The following is a 19067-nucleotide window of genomic DNA, read 5'->3' on the forward strand; positions in this document are numbered from 1 at the left end:
GCCGTCACACCACCCGCTACCCTCAGCCGAGCAGGGCCCCAACACGAGGAATTACGTGACGGCAGCCCCTGGGGAATTACGTGACCGTCGGCACCCTGGCACTGGGAAGTCGTTAATCGATGCAGCTCATAACGCGTGTCGCCGTCGCCGTTTTGTCGCCCGCCACGGTGATGGGACCGGTTTGAGCTGGGTTTAGCCACGGTCATGGGACCACCTGATTGCCGGTAGTGGGACCACCGGCGTGTCGCGTCGGGGGCCGCTCGATAACTGGATCGGATCGCTTTCACGTCGATGCATGTGAAGGGGTCCGCCGATGTTTCGGGAGGTTTCTGTGGTCGAGATTCGCGAGGTACTCCGGGCGTGGCTGGCTGGCCACGGGTTGCGGGTGGTGGCCGCCCAGGCCGGGGTAGATAGAAAGACAGCTCGACGCTATGTCGAGGCTGCGGTGGCTGCCGGCCTGGACCGGGCCGGTGGTGTCGATCAACTCGATGACGCGTTGGTCGGCGCGGTGGTAGCCGTGGTCCGCCCGGACCGGCCCCAGGGGTTCGGATCGGCGTGGGAAGTGTTGTGCGCCAACCACGACCGCATCAACGGGTGGGTCAAGGATGGGCTGACGGTGGTTAAGATCGGTGACCTGCTCGCCCGCCAAGGTGTGCTGGTGCCCCAACGCACTCTGCACCGCTACTGTCAGGAACGCACCAGCTATCAGGGCCGTCGCCGGGCCGGGACGGTACCGGTGGTCGACGGCGAGCCCGGGGTGGAATGCCAGATCGACTTCGCCCGGATGGGCATGCTGTTCGACAGCGCGACCGGCCGGCGTCGGGTGGTGCATGCGTTGACCTTCACCGCGGTGTGTTCGCGGCACATGTTCGTGTGGTTAACGTTCTCCCAAACCCTGGCCGCGGTGATCAACGGCTGCGAGGCGGCCTGGGCATTCTTCGGCGGCGTGTTCAAAGTCTTGATCCCTGACAATATGAGTGCTGTTGTCGCGCACGCAGATTCGGTCAATCCGCGGTTCACGGTCGGGTGGCTGGAATACGCCCAGGACCGCGGATTCAGCACCGACCCGGCCCGGGTGGCCCACCCGCAAGACAAACCCCGCGTGGAGCGGATGGTGCAGTACGTGCGTAACAACTTCTTCGCCGGCGAAGACTTCACCGACCTCGCTGATGCTCAGAGTCGAGCGCAGGTGTGGTGCGCCGAGAAGGCTGGTCTGCGCATTCACGGCACCACGTGCGCCCAACCCGCGGTGGTCTTCGTCGAGCGAGAAGCGCCGGTGTTGTTGGCCGCCCCGGCGGTGCGCTACGCCGTGCCGGTGTATGCCGAGGTCAAAGTGGCCCGCGACTACCACGTCCAGTTGGCCAAGGCGTTGTATTCGATCCCGCATCACCTGCGCGGACAGACGATTTCGGCCCGCGCTGACGGGGAGTTGGCGAAGTTCTACCACCGCGGCCAGCTGATCAAGACCCACCCGCGCCATCCCGCCGGCGCCCGGTCCACCGACCCGGCCGATCTGCCCCCAGACAAGACCGGCTACGCGATGCGAGATCTGCACCGATTGATCGCCACCGCGGCCGGTCACGGCCCTAATATCGGCCTCTACGCCGAACGCCTGCTCGATCATGATCTGCCCTGGACGAAGATGCGTCAGGTGTATCGGCTGCTCGGGCTGGTCAAACGCTACGGCCCTGGCCCGGTGGAGACTGCCTGCGGCCGGGCGCTGGACCTCGATGTGGTCTCGGTGACCAAGATCGCCGCCATGCTCGAACAGGCCACCGAAAACAGCCCGGTCCCGCCGCCGCGAGCCGCCTCCGGGTTGGCGGCGGCCCGGTTCGCCCGCGATCCCCGCGACTACCGCCCCACACATCGGCCGGACTGGTTGCACGTCATCGACGGCGGCAACACCAAGCAGGGCCAGGAGGGACTGTGGTGAACAAGACCGCCAAAGATGTTGTCAATGACCCGATTTCAACCGATCTGAAGAGGGTGATGCGTCAACTCAAACTCTCACCCATGCTCGACACCCTGCCCGATCGGCTCACCTTGGCCCGCCACCAACACCTCTCTCACGCAGCCTTCCTGGAACTGGTCCTCGCCGACGAAGCCACCCGACGCGACACCACCTCGGCAGCCCGCCGCGCCCGCGCTGCTGGGTTGGATCCCGCCATGCGCCTAGACACCTGGAATGAGGACGCCGCCGTGCGTTACGACCGGACCCTATGGTCCGATCTGACCAGCCTGCGGTTCCTCGACGCCACCCACGGCGTCGTGGTCCTCGGTGCGGTCGGTGTCGGCAAAACCCACCTCGCGACCGCGTTGGGCCACATCGCAGTGCGTCGGCGAATCCCGACCCTGATGCTGCGTTCTAACGCAATGTTCAAGCGGCTCAGAGCATCCCGGCTTGACAACAGCACCGAAGCCGAGATGCGGCGACTGGCGCAAGTCCGCCTGCTCATCATCGATGACTTCGCTCTGCAACCACTCGATGCCACCGCAACCGCCGACTTCTACGAACTCGTCGTCGCCCGTCACCAACGCAGCGCGACCATCGTCACCTCCAACCGCGGACCCGACGAATGGCTCACGGTCATGACCGACACCATGCTCGCTGAATCCGCGGTCGACCGGCTCACCTCCACCGCCCACGAACTCATCATCGAAGGACCGTCCTACCGCCAACGCCAGAAGCCCTACGGTTGACAGCCCGCCACCAAACACCGATCATCCCCACTGAGCCAAACAGGTGGTCCCTACCCCGTGGCCAAACAGTGGTCCCATCACCCTGGCGAATGACACCGTTTATCGACGAGCGTGATGAGAAGTGCCGCGGGCTCGTGGTACGCAAACTGCTATCACGAGCCGCGGGCGGTAACCACCTGCGCCGGCACAGTGCAAGTGACCGCGCCGCGCGTGAAAGACAAACGAATCGACGCGGAAACCCTTGAGTGGCTGAGGTGTTCTTCAGCGATCCTGCCGCCGTGGGTGCGCAAGACCCCGCATATCGAGCAGATGCTGCCGCTGCTGTATCTATACGGGCTCTCGTCAGGAAATTTCGTACCCGCGTTGGGGCAATCCCTGGGCTCGGCCAAAGGCCTGTCGGCCGCCGTCACCAGGATGACCCAGACCTGGCAGGCCGAGCAGAAAGCGTTCGCGCAGCGGAACCCGTCCGGTGTGGCCTATGGGTATGTCTGGGTCGACGGCATCCACGTCAACGTGCGCCTGGGCAACGAGAAGCTGTGTCTGCTGGTTGTGATCGGCATGCAGGCCGACGGTCGCAAGGAACTCGTCGCGTGGACCGACGGCTATCGGCAGGCCAGCGAGTCGTGGGCGGAGTTACCGCGCGATTGCGAGCGCCGTGGCATGCGTGCGCCGGTGCTGGCGATCGGCGATGGTGCGCTCGGGTTCTGGGGAGCGCTGCGCGAGGCGTTTCTGGACACCCGCGAGCAGCGCCGCCGGTTCCACAAGGTCTCCAATATCCTCGCTGCACTGCCGAAGTCGGCACACGGTGGGGCGAAGAACGCGTTCACGCAGATCTGGACCGGTGAGGATGAACGCCATGCTCTGGGCGCGGTCAAAAAATTCGAGTCCGTCTATGGCGCGAAATTCCTTTCCCGGGCGGCCGGACTGGCAATGGCGTCCAAGCTCATCGAGTCAACCCTACGCGCGGCCGGAGGCGCGGTGGCGTGGATAATTCCGGTGGGAACGGCCTGCACGCCAAGACTTCTATGGCCCTCACACTGCTGAGGTGTTCTCCCACGGCAACGGCATCGGACCGCTTCGCGAACGCCTCTGGCCCGCCTTCGAGATCCACGACCAGGACATCATCGCCGAGAAGAGCGCGGCCGGCGCCTTCTTCCCCACCAGTGCCCGCTCCCCGGGCTGCTCGAGAAGCGGAACATCGACACCGTCTTGATCACCGGCACGGTCACCAATGTGTGCAGCGAGTCTTCAGCCCGCGACGCAGCCAGCTGCGCTACCGAGTCATCATGGTGGCCGACGCCAATGCCGCACGCCGCGACGAGGACCACAAAGCCACCCTCTACACGATCTACAGGACCTTCGGCGACGTACGGACAACTACTGACGTGATCGAACTCATCCACAAGTCTTGACGATTGCTCTGGGTTCCGTCTAAGAGCGACCTTCGCGCCGACCCTTTCAAACCGACCCACGGCGCCGGGTGACTAGTTCCAGATCCTGACCCGGCTCCGCGGCTCCAGGAACAGCGCGTCGCTCTCGGACACCTCGAACGCGTCGTAGAAGGCGTCGATGTTGCGGATCACGCCGTTGCACCGGAACTCCGGCGGTGAGTGCGGATCGACCGCCAGGCGCCGGATCGCTTCGGCGGCGCGGGATTTGGTGCGCCACACCTGGGCCCAGCCGTAGAAGACGCGCTGCACGCCGGTGAGCCCGTCGATGACCGGGGCGGCTTGTCCGCCCAGTGACAACCGGTAGGCCAGCAGCGCGATGGACAGCCCACCCAGGTCGCCGATGTTCTCGCCGACGGTGAACGCGCCGTTCACGTGGTGGCCCGCGCCGAGTCCCCGCGGCGTGTACGCGTCGTACTGCTCGATGAGCGCCCTGGTGCGGGCGCCGAATTCGGTGCGATCCTCGTCGGTCCACCAGTCGACCAGGTTGCCGTCGCCGTCGTACTTCGCGCCCTGATCGTCGAATCCGTGCCCGATCTCGTGACCGATCACCGCGCCGATCCCGCCGTAGTTGGCGGCGTCGTCGGCCTCGGCGTCGAAGAAGGGCGGCTGCAGAATGGCCGCGGGAAAGACGATTTCGTTCATTCCCGGGTTGTAGTAGGCGTTGACGGTCTGCGGCGTCATGAACCACTCGTCCCTGTCCACCGGGGCGCCCAGCTTCGCCACCTCGCGGTCGTGGTTGACCGCGTAGCCGCGGCGGTAATTGCCGTAGAGGTCGCCGCGGTCGATCTCCAGCGCGGAGTAGTCGCGCCACTTCGCCGGGTACCCCACCTTGGCGGTGAATTTCTCCAGCTTGCGCAGCGCCCGCTCGCGGGTCTGCGGGGTCATCCAGTCCAGGTCGTTGATGGACTGCCGGTAGGCCGCCTTGAGGTTCTCCACCAGCGCATCCATGCGGGCCTTGGCCTCCGGCGGGAAATGCCGCTGCACATAAAGCTTTCCGACGGCGTCGCCCATCAGATTCTCGACCAGCGAAACCGCCCGCTTCCACCGGTCCCGGATCTGCTCTGCCCCGGTCAGCCGCCGCCCGTAGAAGTCGAAGTCCGCGGCGACCATGGCGTCGGTCAACCACGGCGCACGCGCGCGGATCACCCGCCAGCGCGCCCAGGACTTCCAGTCCTCGAGGTCCTCCCCCGACCACAGGGCCGCGAACGCGGTCAGGTAATCGGGCTGTCGCACAACCACTTCCGCGACCGCCTCGGGGCTGCCGCCCAGGGCGCGCATCCAGCCGGCCCAGTCGAAGCCCGCACCCTCGGCCTCGAGGTCGGCGAAGGTGCGCAGGTTGTAGCCCAACTCCGCGTCCCGGCGCTTGACCACGTCCCAGTGGGCGGCCGCCAGCTTGGTCTCCAGGGCCACGATCCGGGCCGCGGTGTCGGCGTGGTCGCCGCCGAAGACGAGGGAGAACATCCGCGCGATGTGTCCGGGATAGGCCGCCAGGACCTCGGCGTGGCGCTCCTCCCGGTAATACGACTCGTCGGGCAGCCCGAGGCCGGACTGGGCGAGGTACACCAGGTAGCGCGACGAGTCCTTGGCGTCGGTGTCGATGTACACCCCGATGCCGCCGCCCACCCCGGTGCGTTGCAGGGCGCCCACCGCGGCGGCCAGGGCGTCCGCGTCCGCCGCCTCGTCGATCGCGGCCAGCTCGTCCAGCAGTGGCTGCACGCCCCGGCGTTCGACGGTGTCCTCGTCGAGGAAGCTCGCGTACAGGTCGCCGATGCGCTGCGCGTCGGTGCCCGGAGCGCTGCCGGTCTCGCTGGCCTCGATGATCAAATCCCGCACCTGCTCCTCGGCGCGGTCGTAGAGGTCACGAAAGGCGCCGTCGGTGGCCCGGTCGGCCGGTATCTCGTAGTCGTCCAGCCAGCGGCCGTTGACGTGGCCGAACAGGTCGTCCTGGGGGCGGGCGGTTGCATCGACGTAGCTCAGGTCGATGCCGGAGCGGATGGCCTCAACTGTCACCCCGCCATCCTTCCATCTTTATTTGGGTGCAACGATCGGGCCATGTCCGACGGTGAACCCACCGAGCCACCCCCCGACGACGAACCCGCTGGCGGTGGCGGGGCGCCCGAATCCGCGCGCGGTGCCGTGTTTTCCGGTTACGGCGTCGCGTCGGCGGCCCTGGGCGTGCTGTCGATCGCGGCGATCGTGCTCGGTCTCTTCATCTGGTCCGGGCACCGCGACGAGGAGGCCGAGCGTTCGTACCTCACCCGGGTCATGGAGTCCGCCGCCGAATGGACGAACGTGCTGATCAACATGAACAGCGGCAACGTCGACGCCAGCCTGCAGCGGCTGCACGACGGGACCGTGGGCGAGCTGAACACCGACTTCGACGCGGCGGTCCAGCCGTACCGCCAGGTGGTGCAGAAGCTGCAGGCGAAGAGCACCGGCCGGATCGAGGCGGTGGCCATCGAGTCGGTGCACCACGAACTGGACAACCAACCCGGCGGGGGGAAGCCGAGGGATGTGGTCACCACCAAGCTGCCGGCGTTCGCCAGCCGGACGGACTCGGTGTTGCTGGTCGCCACGTCGATCAGCGAGAACGCCGGCGGCAAGCCGACGACCGTGCACTGGAATCTGCGGCTCGACGTGTCCGACGTGGACGGCAAGCTGATGGTCTCTGGATTGGCGTCGATCAGATGAGGGCTCAAGTGCGAAACATCTGGCGGCTGCTGGCCTTCGACGTGGTCGCCCCGCTGGCCGCGGTCGCGGCCCTGCTGGCGATCGGCGTGGTCCTCACCTGGCCGCTGTGGTGGGTGTCGGTGTGCTCGGTGTTGATCCTGCTGATCGTCGAAGGCATGGCGGTCGATTTCTGGCTGCTGCGCCGCGACTCGGTCAGCGTGGGCACCGACGACGACGCGCCGGGGCTGCGCCTGGCCGTGGCCGTCCTGTGCACGGCCGCCGTGTCGGCGGCGGTCGTGACCGGTTACTTGCACTGGACGAGGCCGGACCGCGACTTCCGGCGGGACTCCCGCGACGTCGTCCACATCGCCGCCGAGGTCGCGGAGGCGATGGCGTCGTTCACCCCGAGCGCACCGGCCAGCTCGATCGATCGGGCCACGGCGCTGATGGTGCCGGACCAGGCGGGGGCGTTCCGGGACCAGTACAACAAGAGCAGCGCGGACCTCGCTCAACGCCACGTCACCGCCGAGGCCGCGACGCTGTCGGCCGGCGTCGAGGCGATCGGGCCCGCGGCGGCGAGCGTCGCGGTGATCCTGCGGGTGACCCAGACGGCGCCCGGCCAGCCGCCCAGCCAGGCGGCGCCCGCGCTGCGGGTCGCGCTGATAAAGCGCGGTAACGACTGGCGGGTCTCCGGCGTGCTGCCCGTCAACTCGCGCTAGGTTCAGTTGGATTCGGCCGACCGGGCCGACTTGACCTTGACGAACCGGTCCGACAGCCGGCGCATCCGGATCATCAGCGAGGCCGCCGGGCTGACCCTGCCGTCGAGGTAGGTGAACAGGTCGTCCGCGGAGACCCCGATGCGGGACGCGAATTCGTGGTGTCCGAGCCCGGAGCGGTCGATCAGTAGCCGCACGTGGCGCGCCACCTCGGCGCGCTCGTCGGCCTCCAGATGGGTGCGGGCGCGTTCCAGCACCTCCCACAGGGCCTTCGAGATGCCGTACGGGCGCGTGCCCTCCAGGACCTCTTCGACCTGGCGGGCGGTCCGACCGTACGGGTCGCGCTTGAGCGCGGCGGCGATCCGCTTCCAGGTGTCGATGTCACCGCCCTGCAACGCCGAGCGGATCGCGGAGGTCGGCCAGAACTCGACCGGCTGGTCGGGCTCGGGCCTGCCCGCTTCCGCAGCGGGCCGTTCGGGCGGCGATGCGGGGCGCCGGTCGGATGCCAACGTCACCTCGCCTCCTCCAGCATTGCCACGGCCACCGACAGGCAGCGTTGCCTGACTTCTTCCCAGTCTGCCTCGTCTTCGCCGCCGGAGTCCGGATCGTCGGCGAGATCGCGCGGATGGGGATCGGCGAGCTGACGCACCAATTGGCTGGCCATCCACTGCCGCCTGGGCGGCTCACAACTGTAGTAGCTGTCCATGCCGGCCAATACCAGCGCGGCGGTCTCGGGCTCCACGGTGTCCACCATGTCTGCAAAGTCGGCGTAATCGCGGCGACTGTTACGGCACATGATCAGGTAGCCCTTGAGCCGCAGCGCCTCGGCGCCCGTTGGGACCTGCAGCCGGTCGCCCGTCGGCAGTTGCACGTGCGTGGTCTCCACCGGGCTGCGGCGTTCGTACCTCGGCTGGTCGTCGTCATCGCAGCCGGTCTGCAGCGCTTCGATGGCAACCGACAGCCGGCCCCGCCACAGCGTGACCGGGTGCACGGGCCGCTCGGCTCCGGTGATCACCCGGGCGATGCCGTTGCGCGACGCGCGGGCGCCGACCAATTTCTTGGTCCCCGGGTGGGGGTGGCCGTTGCCGCCGTTTCGTCCCACCGCGACGCCCGAGGTGTCCTCGCTGAGGTTGACCTGGTGGGGGATCTGGGCGGGACCGCGCCCACGGGCCTGCGCACCGGCCAGGAGGCCGGACTGTGTCGCCTTGCCGCCGGCCAGGAGGCCGGACTGTGTCGCCTTGCTGTTGCGGCCGCAACCGGAGAAGGCGAGCGGATCGGCCACGGTGATGGCGTCGGGCGCCAGGTTCTTGAGCTTGGCCGCCGACTTGAGCACCATTTTCACGTCCGCGGCGGGCGCCGCGAGCGCCGAGATGTCGTCGGGGATCACCACCACGTCGCCGAGGTCGACCTCGGGCAGCGGGCGGTCGAAGTCGACCGACGGCAGCACCCTGGACAGCCACGCCGGGATCCACCAGTTCCACTGGGCGAACATCGCCATCAGCGCCGGCACCAGCACCAGCCGCACCACGGTGGCGTCCACCGCGATCGCCACGGCGCACGCCACCCCGATCTCGGCGACCAGCGGCATGCCGGCGAACGCGAAGCCGATGAACACGGCGATCATGATCAGCGCGGCGCTGGTGATGGTGCGGGCGCTGGTGCTCACGCCGTACGCGACCGCATCGCGGGTGTTCCCGGAGTGCAGGAAGCGTTCCCGGATGCGGGTCAACAGGAAGATCTCGTAGTCCATCGACAACCCGAAGGTCATCGCCAGCACCAGCGGCGGCACCGTGCTGTCGATCGAGCTGATGTGCGCGAAGCCGAGGTCCTGCAGCCAGCCCCACTGGAACACCATGACCAGGCTGCCGTAGGCGGCCGCGACGGACAGCAACGTCATCAGCACGCCCTTGAGGGCCAGGAAGACCGAATGGATGGACAGCAGCAGCATCGCGAACGCGATCAGCGCCACGAACAGCAGCACCAGCGGCTCGGTTTGCGAAACCCGGTCGTCGAAGTCTTTGATCAGCGCCGTCGGGCCGCCCACGTCCACCCGCGCCGTTCCCGCGTCGGGGATCTTGGGCAGCTGGGTGCGCATCCACCCCACCGACTGCCGCGCGCCCATGTCCTCGGGGTCCACCGACAGCACCGCCGACAACAGCGCGCTGCCGTTGTCCTCGGCGAACTGCGGCGGGCTCACCGAGGCGATGTGGGGCGCCTGGGTCATGCGTTGACGGATCGCGCCGATGGTCTGGGAGTGTTCGGGCGAGGCGGCGCCGCCGTCGGGGAAGGTGACGAGCACCCGGATCGGGCCGAGCGCGCCGGGCCCGAGCGCCTGGGCGGCCGCGCCCACCCCGGCGCGGATCTCGTGCGACGAATCGAACTGACGCAACAGGCTGTTGCCCAGCACCATCGACGTCGCCGGCACGGCCATGACGAGCAGGACCGTGGCCGCCGCCAGCGACGAGATCCACGGCCGGCGCATCACCGCCCCGATCCAGCGGTTCCAGAACCGGGACTGGGTGGCCTCCGGCTTGCGCGACCAGTGCAACAGCGGCGACCTCTTGGCGGCCGCCCGGCCGAAGGTCCCCAGGACCGCGGGCGTCAGCGTCGCCGCGCTCAGCATCGCGACCGCGACGGCCAGGATCGCCCCGGTGGCCATCGACTTCAGCGCCGGGGTGTTGATCACGTAGATCGCGGTGAGCGAGGCGATCACGGTCAGGCCCGACAGCACCACCGCCAGCCCGGACGTGGCCATCGCGGCGTCGATGGCGTCGCGCGGCTCGCGCCCGGTCCGCAGCTCCTCGCGGAACCTCATCAGGATGAACAGCGAGTAGTCGACGGCGAGCGCGATGCCGAACATCGAGACGGTCGAGGTGACGAACACCGACATCGTGGTGAACTCGGACAGCAGGTAGACCAGGCCCATCGTCACCACGACCGTGCAGACCGCGAGGGCCAGCGGGATCGCCGCGGCCGCCAGCGAGCCGAACACGGCGAGCAAGACGATCAGGATGATCGGAAGGTTCCAGCGCTCGGCCGCGGCGATGTCGTGCTTGGTGTTCGCCGCCGCGGCGGCGCTGAGCGCGCCCTGCCCGATGACGTAGAGCCGCACCCGGCCGTTGGCGGTCTGGCCGGGCTGGTCGCCGTTGACGCCGATCTTCTTCTGCAGCTGTTTGGCCAGGTCGCTGGTGCCCGAGTTGCGGGCGTCCAGCGTCAGCGACACCACGTAGGGCCGGTCGGGTTGCGGCGGCCGCTGGGTGGGGTTGGGCGCCTCGGTGATGCCGGGGAACTCGCTGGCGGTCTGCCGTAGCAGCGCCACCGCGTCGTTCATGTCCTGGTAGCTCGCGTCCGGCCGGGGCGCGGCGACCAGCGCCAACGACGACGCCCCCTGATCGTGGTACAGATCCTCGAGTTGGTCGTGCACGGCGAGCGACTGCGAGCCGGCGACTTCGAAACCACCTCCGGTGAGATTCCCGGATTGCGTCATCGCCAGATAGACGGCCGGTAGCAATGCCAGCAACCAGCCCGCGAAGACCAACCAGCGATATCGGCGCAGGCTGCGGCTCAGGCGCATCATTAGCTGCTGGATTTTCGACTCCCCGATGTGTCACGCGACGCGTGGAGGCGAGGATACCGCAGCGGGCTGTGGATTATGTCGGCTATTCGCATCCTGAGCTGCAGCGACACCGATCTTGCCAACTCGCTGCGGAGTCGTTGTGAACCGGTGACTCGGGGGATGTAGATCACACGAGCTGGGCAGTGGTATGGGGCGGATGGCAGTATGTCGGATGGCCTGCGGGGCGGGGGAACTCCGCGATATGGGGGCCGTTGATCGGCGCCGGCCGCGAGGCGTTTACCCCCGGCGGGCCTTCGCAGCTAAGGAGTTATCCATGACGACAGGTACCGCCACCGTCCGCCGCGGGCTGCGCGCCGGGCTGATCGCCGTTGCGTTCGCGGGTCTCCCGGCCGCCGGGGTCGCGTTGCTGGCCGGGCCGCCGGCGACCGGCGCCAACGACCCGTGTGCGGCCAGCGAGGTCGCCAGGACGATCGGTTCGGTGTCCAAGTCGATGGGCGACTACCTGGACTCCCACCCCGAAACCAACCAGACGATGACGTCGATGCTGCAACAGCAGGCCGGGCCGCAATCGTTGACCGGCATCAAGTCCTACTTCGAGGCCAACCCGAAGGTGGCCGCGGACCTGACGTCGATCGCCCAGCCGCTGACGAACCTGTCGACGCAGTGCAAGTTGCCGATCTCGCCCACCCAGGCGATGGGCATGATGCAGCAGGCGCAGGGCGCGGCCGGCGGACTCCCGGCGCTGCCGGGCGGCGCGCTGCCACTGGGCGCCGGACCGGTCCCGCCGGCGGCCGGAAGCCCGCTCTCGGGCCCACCGCGCGGCAACTCCGTCGGCTAAGCGGTTTCGGGCTTGCGGTCGGGGGGCAGCGGACCCTGCAGGGCTGGCTCGGTCGGATCGGGGTTCGGGGCAGGTAGCGCCGGATCGGTGTCTTCGTCATCGGGGACGGTGACGTTCTCGGTGCGGAACACGAAGAAGAACACCACCCAGCCGATGGCGGCGATGAGCAGCCAGCTGATGAGCCGGTAGATCAGCATCGCCGAGATGGCGCTGGGCAGCGACATGCCGCTGGACACCAGGCCGGGCACCAGGACGGCCTCGACCACCAGCAGCCCGCCGGGCATCAGCGGTATCGTCCCGACCGCCCGGGCGGCGGCATACGCGACCGTCAGCCCGGCGACCGACGCGTGATCGCCGGCCGCGTAGGCGGCGAAGCCGAGGCACGCCACGTCGGCGATCCAATTCAGCATCGACCAGCTGAAGGCCACGCTCATGTCCCGCCGGCCCAGGCTCACCGACTCCAGCTGCTGAAGCGTCTCACGCCACTTCTCCAGCCCGGTGTCGGCCGGTTTGCCGCGAATCGAGTTGACGCGCGCCAGGATTCGGCTGCCGATCCCGTCGATGAGCTCGGGGCGCGACGCCACAGCCTGGGCCAAGATCAGCAACGCGACGAAGCCGCCGAGGGTGAACAGCAGCGAGAACGGGTTGTTCTTTGCGCCGAGGAAGAAGGCGCCGCCGAGGCCCAGCAGCGCCAGCCCGACCGCCTGCAGCACCCCCGACATCACCAGCTGCCACGACGCCACCACCGTCGAGGCCCCCCAGAGCCGCTGCTGGCGCAGCAGGAACGTGGCCGACAGCACTGGTCCGCCCGGCAGCGTGGTGCTCAGCGAGTTGGCCGCGTAGAAGGCGGCCTCCGACCGCAACTGCTTGACGTGCACCCCGGCGGACTTCAGCAGGGTGCGCTGGATCTGGGCGAAGCTGTGCATGGACCCGGCGGCCGCCACCACCGACGCGAGGAGCCACCACCAGTTCGCCTCGTACAGGCTCATCCACGCCTTGGCCAGCTGGCGCCAGCCCAGCGCGACCTCGACGGCCAGGACGACGGCGACGATGCCGAGGATCACCCATCGCAGCCACCAGTACTTGCCGCGCGGGGTCTCTTCGCGGGGCAAGTCGAGCTTGCGGACGGGCGCGTCGTGCGACACGTACTTTAGGGTAACGGTGCAGGTGGGGGAGGGATCGCGACGCAGTTCCGACTGTGTCGGGGTCGTAACCGGATCGTGCCAGCCCCGCGCAGGCCTGACAACCCCGCGCCCGACCGCCCGACCCGCCGCGCAACTAGGCTTGGCAGATGGCGGCAAACCTCGACGACGCGTCCGTCGAACCCCTGGTCCGCAAGACCGCAGCCTGGGCGTGGCGCCTGCTCGTCATCCTCGCCGCGTTCCTCGCCCTGGTCTGGGTGGTCGAGCAGCTCGAAGTGATCGTCGTTCCGGTGCTGGTGGCGCTGCTGCTCAGCGCGCTGCTGGTGCCCGTCGTCGACTGGATGGACCGCCGTGGCCTGCCGCGGGGCGGCGCGGTGGCGCTGGTCCTGCTCGGCGGATTCGGCATCCTGGGCGGCATCCTGACGTTCGTCGTCAACCAGTTCATCGACGGCCTGCCCGGCCTGACCGAGCAGATCAGCCGCAGCATTGACTCCATCCGCCGCTGGCTGATCGAGGGACCGGCTCACCTGCGTAGCGAACAGATCCAGAACGCCGGCAACGCGGCGATCGAGGCGGTGCACAACAACCAGTCGAAGCTGACCAACGGGGCGCTCGCCACCGCGGCAACCATCACCGAGCTGGTCACCGCGGCCGTTCTGGTGCTGTTCACGCTGATCTTCTTCTTGTACGGCGGCCGCAACATCTGGCTATACGTGTCCAAGATCTTCCCCGCCGGCGTCCGCGACAGGGTGCTCGAGGCGGGCCGCGCCGGGTACGGGTCGCTGATCGGCTACGTGCGGGCCACCTTCCTAGTGGCGCTGACCGATGCGGCCGGGGTGGGGGCGGGCTTGGCGATCATGCACATCCCGCTCGCCCTGCCCCTGGCCTCGCTGGTGTTCCTCGGCGCGTTCGTGCCGCTGGTCGGGGCCGTGGTTGCCGGTTTCCTGGCGGTCGTGGTCGCCCTGCTCGCCAAGGGCATTGTCTACGCGCTGATCACGCTGGGCCTGCTGATCGCCGTCAACCAGCTTGAGGCGCACATACTGCAGCCGTTGGTGATGGGCCGGGCGGTGTCGATCCACCCGCTGGCGGTGGTGCTGGCCATCTCCACCGGCGGCGTGCTCGCCGGCATCGTCGGGGCCCTGCTGGCCGTCCCGACGGTGGCGTTCCTCAACAACGCGGTGCAGGTGCTGCTCGCCCCGGATCCGGCCGCCGAAGCCGAGAAGCAGACCGAGGAATCCGATGGCACCGCCATCGTCCAGGCCGAGCCCGACAGCCCGGAGCAGGCGTTACCGCGCGACGAGACATAAACGGTTGCGGATTATCGTGTGCGTGGCCTATGTGTCGTGGAGCGGGCGGGGGGACATCCAGGCCGCCACCGCGCGCGCGACCCTACAGCCGGCCCTCGCGGCGCAGCAGGTCCTGGGCTGACAGGCCCCCGCCGCCCGAGCTGGCGCGGCGGCGCTGACGCGATGGGTCACCGTTGTCGCCCTGGCGCCGGGTGTTCAGCTTCTCGGTGGCGGCGTCGGAGTCCCTGCCTTCCGAGCCCTCCGGGCGCATGACCGGCATTGCCGCGGTCGGATCGGCCGCGTCGACGTTGTTGTCGCGGTTCGACGGGACCGGCATCGCGCGGGTCTGGCCGTCCGACGGCGGTGGCGGCGGCGTCGGTGGGACCGGCGCCGCGGGCCGGGCCACACCCGGACCCACGGGTCGTTCCCGTCCGGGCGTCGTCAGGCGGGAGGTCTTGGCCTCGGTCGGCTGAGCGGGCCGCGCGGGGCCGGCCGCGCCGTTGCCGGCCGGCGCCGACGGTGCGGGGGCTGGGCCGGGCGCGGGGCGGGCCTCCGATGCGTTGACCGGCCGCGCCCGCGACGGCTCCAGCGCCCCGGGATGCGTCGGGTCGTGCGGGGGGCGCGCCGGCGCGGCGGTCAGGCTCGCCGCCGCCACGGGCGGGCGTGCGGGGCCGCCCTTGAACGTCGGGCGCTTGCGCTCGTCGGGCAGGTCGATCTCGCCGAGCCCGATCCTGTTCTGCAGGCGCCGGGCCCAGCGCGGGGCCCACCAGCAGTCGTCCCCGAGCAGCTTCATCACCGAGGGCACCAGGAACATCCGGACGATGGTCGCGTCCAGCAGCAGGGCCGCCATCAGGCCGAACGCCAGATACTTCATCAGGACCAGATCGGAGAACACGAACGAGGCGGCGACCACAGCGAGGACTAGTGCGGCCGCCGTGATGAGGCGGCCGGTGGTCGCGGTGCCGATCCGGATGGCCTCGGCGGTCGACATGCCACGTTCCCGCGCCTCGACCATCCGGGACACCAAGAACACCTCGTAGTCGGTGGCCAGGCCGAAACCCACCGCGACCACCAGCGCGATCAGCACCACCATAAGCGGAGTCGGCGTGAAATTGAGCAGGGAGGAGAAGTGCCCGTCGACGAAGATCCACGTCAGGATGCCCAACGTGGATCCCAACGTCAGCGCGCTCATCACCACGGCCTTGATCGGCAGCACGAACGATCCGAATGCCAGGAACATCAACAACGTGGTCGCGCTGAGCAACAGCACCAGCATCAGCGGCGCCTTGTCGAACAAGCTGTGGATGCTGTCCTGCTCGAGCGCCGGCGTGCCGCCGATCAGCAGATTGATCCCCTTCGGGGGGGATATGGCCCTCAGCTCGTCGATCTTCTTGGCGGCGTCACCGCGGTTGGACAGGCCGTTCTGGATGACCCGGATCGTGTTGTCCTTGGGCTGCGACGTCCCGTTCGGACCGGTGACGCAGGGGTTGCCGGCGATGGTCGGGCAGGGCCGCTCCTCCCAGGACTTGTCGGTGAACCCGGTGATCGGCGCGATCCTGTTCCGGATGTCCGCGACCTGCTGGTCCGTGACCTTGGTGTGGTTGGTGCTCTCGATCACCACCGTCAACTGCTCGGTCCGGTACCCCGGGAACAGCTTGTCGAAATGTTCCTGAGCCAGGCGGACGGGGTTGTTGGGCGGCAGATACTTCTCACTCATGCCGCCGAACGAGAGGTTGCCCAGCGGGATGACCAGCAAGATCATGCCGACGGCGATGGGGATCGCGAACGCCAGCGGGCGCTTCATCACGAAGTTGACGAGCTTGCCCCAGAACCCGGCCTCGACCTCCTCGCGGGTCTTCGTCTTCTGCAGCCGATCCGCCAGCCAGTTGAGGTAGGCCCGCGACACCTTCCAGTTGCGCAGGAAGGGCACCCGGAACGCCGTACGCACGCCCAGCGCGTCGACGTGGCGGCCGAGGATGCCGAGGCAGGCCGGCAGGAACGTGATCGACAGCAGAGCGGCGAGTCCGACGGCGGCGAAGATCGCGTAGGTGAGCGAATGCACGAAGCCCTGCGGCAACACGAGCAGGCTGGCGCTCGAGGCGATGATCAGCACCGCGGAGAAGGTCACGGTGCGGCCCGCCGTCATGACGGTGCGGCGCACCGCGGCCTCGGTGTCGTAGCCCTCCGCGATCTCCTCCCGGAACCGGCTCACCACGAACAGCCCGTAGTCGATGGCCAGACCCAGCCCGATCAGCGAGACGACGGGCTGGGCGAAGAAGTGCACCGGCCCGAACACCGCGATCAGCCGCAGGATGCCCAGGGCGCCGGCGATGCTCAGACCCCCGACGATCACCGGGAGGCCCGCCGCGACCGCGCCACCGAACACCAAGAACAGCACCACCGTCACCGCCGGCAGCGCCAGCACCTCCATGCGGCGCTGGTCGGTGGCGATGGTGCCGGTCAGCGCGTTGGCGATCGGCTCGAGCCCGGCCAGTTGGACGGTGCCGCCGTCGAGCTTCTGCAGGTCGGGCAGGATGTCCTTGTAGTTGTTGAGGATGGTGTCGTCGTCGTCACCCTTCAACGGGATGCTGACGAAGGTGTGCTTCTTGTCCTCGGTGGCCATGCCCTTGATGAGCGGGGGAGCGTCGGCGGGGTTGGACAACGCCAGGTAGCCGGCCCAGCCCACGACCTGGTCGGGGTGGTCGTTTTTGAACTTGTTCAGCTCGTCGACGATCTTCTGCCGCCACGCCGGGTCGTCGACGGTCTTGCCGTCGGGGGCGGTGAAGGTGGCGACGACGTGGCTCGTCCGGTCGCGACCGTATGTCTTGTCCCCCAGGACCGACGCCTTCACGGACTGGCTGCCGTCGTCGTAGAAACCGCTCTGCGTGACGTGCTTGCCCAGGCTCATCCCGAACACACCGCCACCCAGGCTCAGAGCCACCATGACCCCGATTACGATGTACCGATAGCGGTACACAGTTCGACCCCACCAGGCGAACACGTGAGCTCCTTACTGGATCAGTAGTGACCCGCGCATTGGCTTCCCAGTCTCACACACGCGCGGTCAACAGGGCAGACAGCGGCCGGAACGGCTGCAGCCATGCCCCCTGGTCGGGCAGCGAATCCAAGCCGATTCGCGGCAATGGCTCCCGGAAAACACCCGCGATGTCCTCCAGGTCGACGAAGTCCAAGGTATCCGACGCTAACGCCCAACTGGCGTGTTCGCGAAATCCGAGCACCTGAACGGCGACGCCGTCACGGGCGATCTCCTCGAGCGGCTGGCGAAACGCCTGACCGTCGGCGGAAGCCACCACCAGCGCCGCGAGCCCCTCCCCGCGGCGCCGCTCGATGTGCTCGAGCATGTCGCGGTCGACATCGCTGTCCTCGTCGATCTTCGGCTTGGCGAAGACGGCGAATCCCACGTTCCGCAGCGCGTCGACCCACGGCCGGACCACGTCGGCGCTGCCCGGCGCGATGTTGGTGAACACCGTGGCCTCGGGTTCGATGACGATCCCCGGCCGCGTGGCGCTCACCTCCGCCGTGCGGGCCAACAACCAGCGGCCCAGCGCGTCGAAACGGGGCCGTTCCAGGGCGGTGGGTCGGCGCCCCAGAATCGAGCCGAGGCCCATGTCGAGGTTGGGGGCGTCCCACACCAGCAGCACGCGGCCGCCCGGCGAGAAACCGCCCAACGCCTCATCGGACAACACCGCCGGTGGCGCGACGGGCTCCGCTGCGGTCTCTTCCGTCAGGCTCATGGTCACCGCCTACTCAACGTCGCTGCCAGATGAATTCGGTCACCGCGCTGCCGGCCTGGTGCGCCTTGCTCTCGTACTTGGTGGTAGGGCGCACCACCGAAATCGGGAGCCGGGTCTGGGCGGTGGCCCGGCGCAGCCGCGGCTCGGCGTCACCGACCTCGGCGATGTGCTCGGCGTAACCGGGGTGGTCCGTCGCGGCGTGGAAAACACCACCAGGGAGTAACCGGTCGGCGATCAGGCCAACCGTATTCGGCTGCAGGAACCGGCGCTTGTGGTGGCGAGCCTTCGGCCACGGATCGGGGAAGAAGACGCGGACGCCGGTCAGCGAGCCCGGCGCGACCAGTTGCTCGAGGACGACGATCGCGTTCCCCCGGATCAGCCGGATGTTTCCGACCCGTTCGCGGTCGATCGCCGAGAGCAGCTGCGCCAGCCCCCGCCGGTAGACCTCGACCGCGATCACATCGACGCCGGGTTCCTCCTGGGCCATCGCCAACGTTGACGTGCCGGTGCCGCAGCCGATCTCGAGCACCACCGGGGCCTGACGGCCGAACCATGCCGGGGTGTCGACGAGCCCCGGGCCGGCTTCGCCGGGGGCCGGGGTCCCGATCGACAGGCCGAGGCGGGGCCAGAGCCGGTCCCAGGTTTGGCGCTGCGCGTCGGAAAGCGCCGATCGGCGCGAGCGGAACGTGCTGGCCGGCAGGTAGCGCTGCTCGCTGCGGTCCGCATCGGGACCCCGCCCCACACCGGTTTGCGCACGCATTTGTCCATGGTGGCCCATGAACTCCCGATGTAGCCGCCCCTGGTCCAGATTGATACCCAACAGTTGCCTTCGCCTGGTACCCACCTGGACGGTGGCTCGCATCTCGGCGTGTCGGGTGCCACGATTCGGTGTGACCGACGGTGGTGGCAAGGTTGGCCGGAACGTATCGAAC

The 19067-nt window shown here is 68.5% G+C and carries 15 protein-coding genes and 1 pseudogene; 9 read left to right on the forward strand and 7 right to left on the reverse strand.

All coding sequences use genetic code 11. The features are described from left to right. The first annotated feature begins 313 nt into the window (after positions 1–313). The 5 genes and pseudogenes from istA to SKC42_RS24100 all read left to right on the forward strand — a co-directional run bounded on the left by istA (position 314) and on the right by SKC42_RS24100 (position 4112). Complete coding sequence (gene istA, locus SKC42_RS24080; protein ID WP_330966753.1) at positions 314–1933, forward strand: IS21 family transposase; 1620 nt, start codon at positions 314–316, stop codon at positions 1931–1933. An 80-nt stretch (positions 1934–2013) separates the two neighbouring features. Beyond that, a complete protein-coding gene (locus SKC42_RS24085) occupies positions 2014–2700 on the forward strand; it encodes an ATP-binding protein (RefSeq protein ID WP_442932239.1) in 687 nt (228 codons plus the stop codon). A gap of 98 nt (positions 2701–2798) precedes the next feature. After that, positions 2799–3606 (forward strand): annotated as a pseudogene (locus SKC42_RS24090) (IS256 family transposase); the annotation flags it as partial. 139 nt (positions 3607–3745) lie between these two features. Continuing rightward, entirely contained in the window at positions 3746–3913 is a 168-nt protein-coding gene (locus SKC42_RS24095; protein WP_330966755.1) for a hypothetical protein, read from the forward strand. Positions 3914–3935: 22 nt separating this feature from the next. Continuing rightward, complete coding sequence (locus SKC42_RS24100; RefSeq protein ID WP_330966756.1) at positions 3936–4112, forward strand: hypothetical protein; 177 nt, start codon at positions 3936–3938, stop codon at positions 4110–4112. Positions 4113–4184: 72 nt separating this feature from the next. Here SKC42_RS24100 and SKC42_RS24105 read toward each other — a convergent pair whose 3' ends face one another. Beyond that, positions 4185–6161, reverse strand: coding sequence for a M13 family metallopeptidase (locus SKC42_RS24105; RefSeq protein WP_330966757.1), 1977 nt, complete (start codon positions 6159–6161; stop codon positions 4185–4187). A gap of 42 nt (positions 6162–6203) precedes the next feature. On the opposite strand from SKC42_RS24105, the gene SKC42_RS24110 reads away from it, so the two are divergent. Next, positions 6204–6842, forward strand: coding sequence for a hypothetical protein (locus SKC42_RS24110; RefSeq protein ID WP_330966758.1), 639 nt, complete (start codon positions 6204–6206; stop codon positions 6840–6842). Between the two features lie 8 nt (positions 6843–6850). Beyond that, positions 6851–7540: a hypothetical protein gene (locus SKC42_RS24115; RefSeq protein ID WP_330966759.1), complete on the forward strand. Its 690-nt coding sequence runs from the start codon at positions 6851–6853 to the stop codon at positions 7538–7540. A 2-nt stretch (positions 7541–7542) separates the two neighbouring features. Here SKC42_RS24115 and SKC42_RS24120 read toward each other — a convergent pair whose 3' ends face one another. Together SKC42_RS24120 and SKC42_RS24125 are read right to left on the reverse strand one after the other, a co-directional pair. Continuing rightward, positions 7543–8052 carry an XRE family transcriptional regulator gene (locus SKC42_RS24120; RefSeq protein ID WP_330966760.1) on the reverse strand — a complete coding sequence of 170 codons (510 nt, stop codon included), beginning with the start codon at positions 8050–8052 and terminating at the stop codon, positions 7543–7545. Next, positions 8049–11114: an MMPL family transporter gene (locus SKC42_RS24125; protein WP_330966761.1), complete on the reverse strand. Its 3066-nt coding sequence runs from the start codon at positions 11112–11114 to the stop codon at positions 8049–8051. Before SKC42_RS24125 ends, SKC42_RS24120 begins: the two co-directional genes overlap by 4 nt. A gap of 313 nt (positions 11115–11427) precedes the next feature. Between SKC42_RS24125 and SKC42_RS24130 the strand changes: the two genes are divergently transcribed. Next, the gene (locus tag SKC42_RS24130; protein ID WP_330966762.1) at positions 11428–11952 is read left to right on the forward strand and encodes a hemophore; all 525 of its coding nucleotides are present in this window, start codon (positions 11428–11430) and stop codon (positions 11950–11952) included. On the opposite strand, the gene SKC42_RS24135 is transcribed toward SKC42_RS24130, so the two are convergent. Then, positions 11949–13097: a lysylphosphatidylglycerol synthase transmembrane domain-containing protein gene (locus tag SKC42_RS24135; protein ID WP_330966763.1), complete on the reverse strand. Its 1149-nt coding sequence runs from the start codon at positions 13095–13097 to the stop codon at positions 11949–11951. The two genes, SKC42_RS24130 and SKC42_RS24135, sit on opposite strands and share 4 nt — an antisense overlap. A 146-nt stretch (positions 13098–13243) precedes the next feature. Between SKC42_RS24135 and SKC42_RS24140 the strand changes: the two genes are divergently transcribed. Then, positions 13244–14401, forward strand: coding sequence for an AI-2E family transporter (locus SKC42_RS24140; RefSeq protein WP_330966764.1), 1158 nt, complete (start codon positions 13244–13246; stop codon positions 14399–14401). 82 nt (positions 14402–14483) lie between these two features. Here SKC42_RS24140 and SKC42_RS24145 read toward each other — a convergent pair whose 3' ends face one another. The 3 genes from SKC42_RS24145 to trmB are packed head-to-tail and all read right to left on the reverse strand — an operon-like array spanning position 14484 to position 18913. Then, positions 14484–17381, reverse strand: coding sequence for an MMPL family transporter (locus tag SKC42_RS24145; RefSeq protein ID WP_330966765.1), 2898 nt, complete (start codon positions 17379–17381; stop codon positions 14484–14486). Between the two features lie 49 nt (positions 17382–17430). Further along, entirely contained in the window at positions 17431–18135 is a 705-nt protein-coding gene (locus SKC42_RS24150; RefSeq protein WP_330966766.1) for an NYN domain-containing protein, read from the reverse strand. A gap of 13 nt (positions 18136–18148) precedes the next feature. Continuing rightward, on the reverse strand, positions 18149–18913 hold the full coding sequence (trmB, locus tag SKC42_RS24155) for a tRNA (guanosine(46)-N7)-methyltransferase TrmB (protein ID WP_330966809.1): 765 nt from the start codon (positions 18911–18913) through the stop codon (positions 18149–18151). Positions 18914–19067 lie beyond the last annotated feature (154 nt).

Origin of the sequence: Mycobacterium sp. 050134, assembly GCF_036409085.1 — a bacterium.
GTDB lineage: Bacteria > Actinomycetota > Actinomycetes > Mycobacteriales > Mycobacteriaceae > Mycobacterium.

Excerpts from the sequence above, each read along its gene's own strand:
- istA (WP_330966753.1), top strand. The coding sequence starts at position 314 with ATGTTTCGGGAGGTTTCTGTGGTCGAGATTCGCGAGGTACTCCGGGCG.
- SKC42_RS24085 (WP_442932239.1), top strand. The coding sequence starts at position 2,014 with ATGCTCGACACCCTGCCCGATCGGCTCACCTTGGCCCGCCACCAACAC.
- SKC42_RS24110 (WP_330966758.1), top strand. The coding sequence starts at position 6,204 with ATGTCCGACGGTGAACCCACCGAGCCACCCCCCGACGACGAACCCGCT.
- SKC42_RS24125 (WP_330966761.1), bottom strand. The coding sequence starts at position 11,114 with ATGATGCGCCTGAGCCGCAGCCTGCGCCGATATCGCTGGTTGGTCTTC.
- SKC42_RS24130 (WP_330966762.1), top strand. The coding sequence starts at position 11,428 with ATGACGACAGGTACCGCCACCGTCCGCCGCGGGCTGCGCGCCGGGCTG.
- SKC42_RS24140 (WP_330966764.1), top strand. The coding sequence starts at position 13,244 with ATGGCGGCAAACCTCGACGACGCGTCCGTCGAACCCCTGGTCCGCAAG.
- SKC42_RS24150 (WP_330966766.1), bottom strand. The coding sequence starts at position 18,135 with ATGAGCCTGACGGAAGAGACCGCAGCGGAGCCCGTCGCGCCACCGGCG.
- trmB (WP_330966809.1), bottom strand. The coding sequence starts at position 18,913 with ATGGGCCACCATGGACAAATGCGTGCGCAAACCGGTGTGGGGCGGGGT.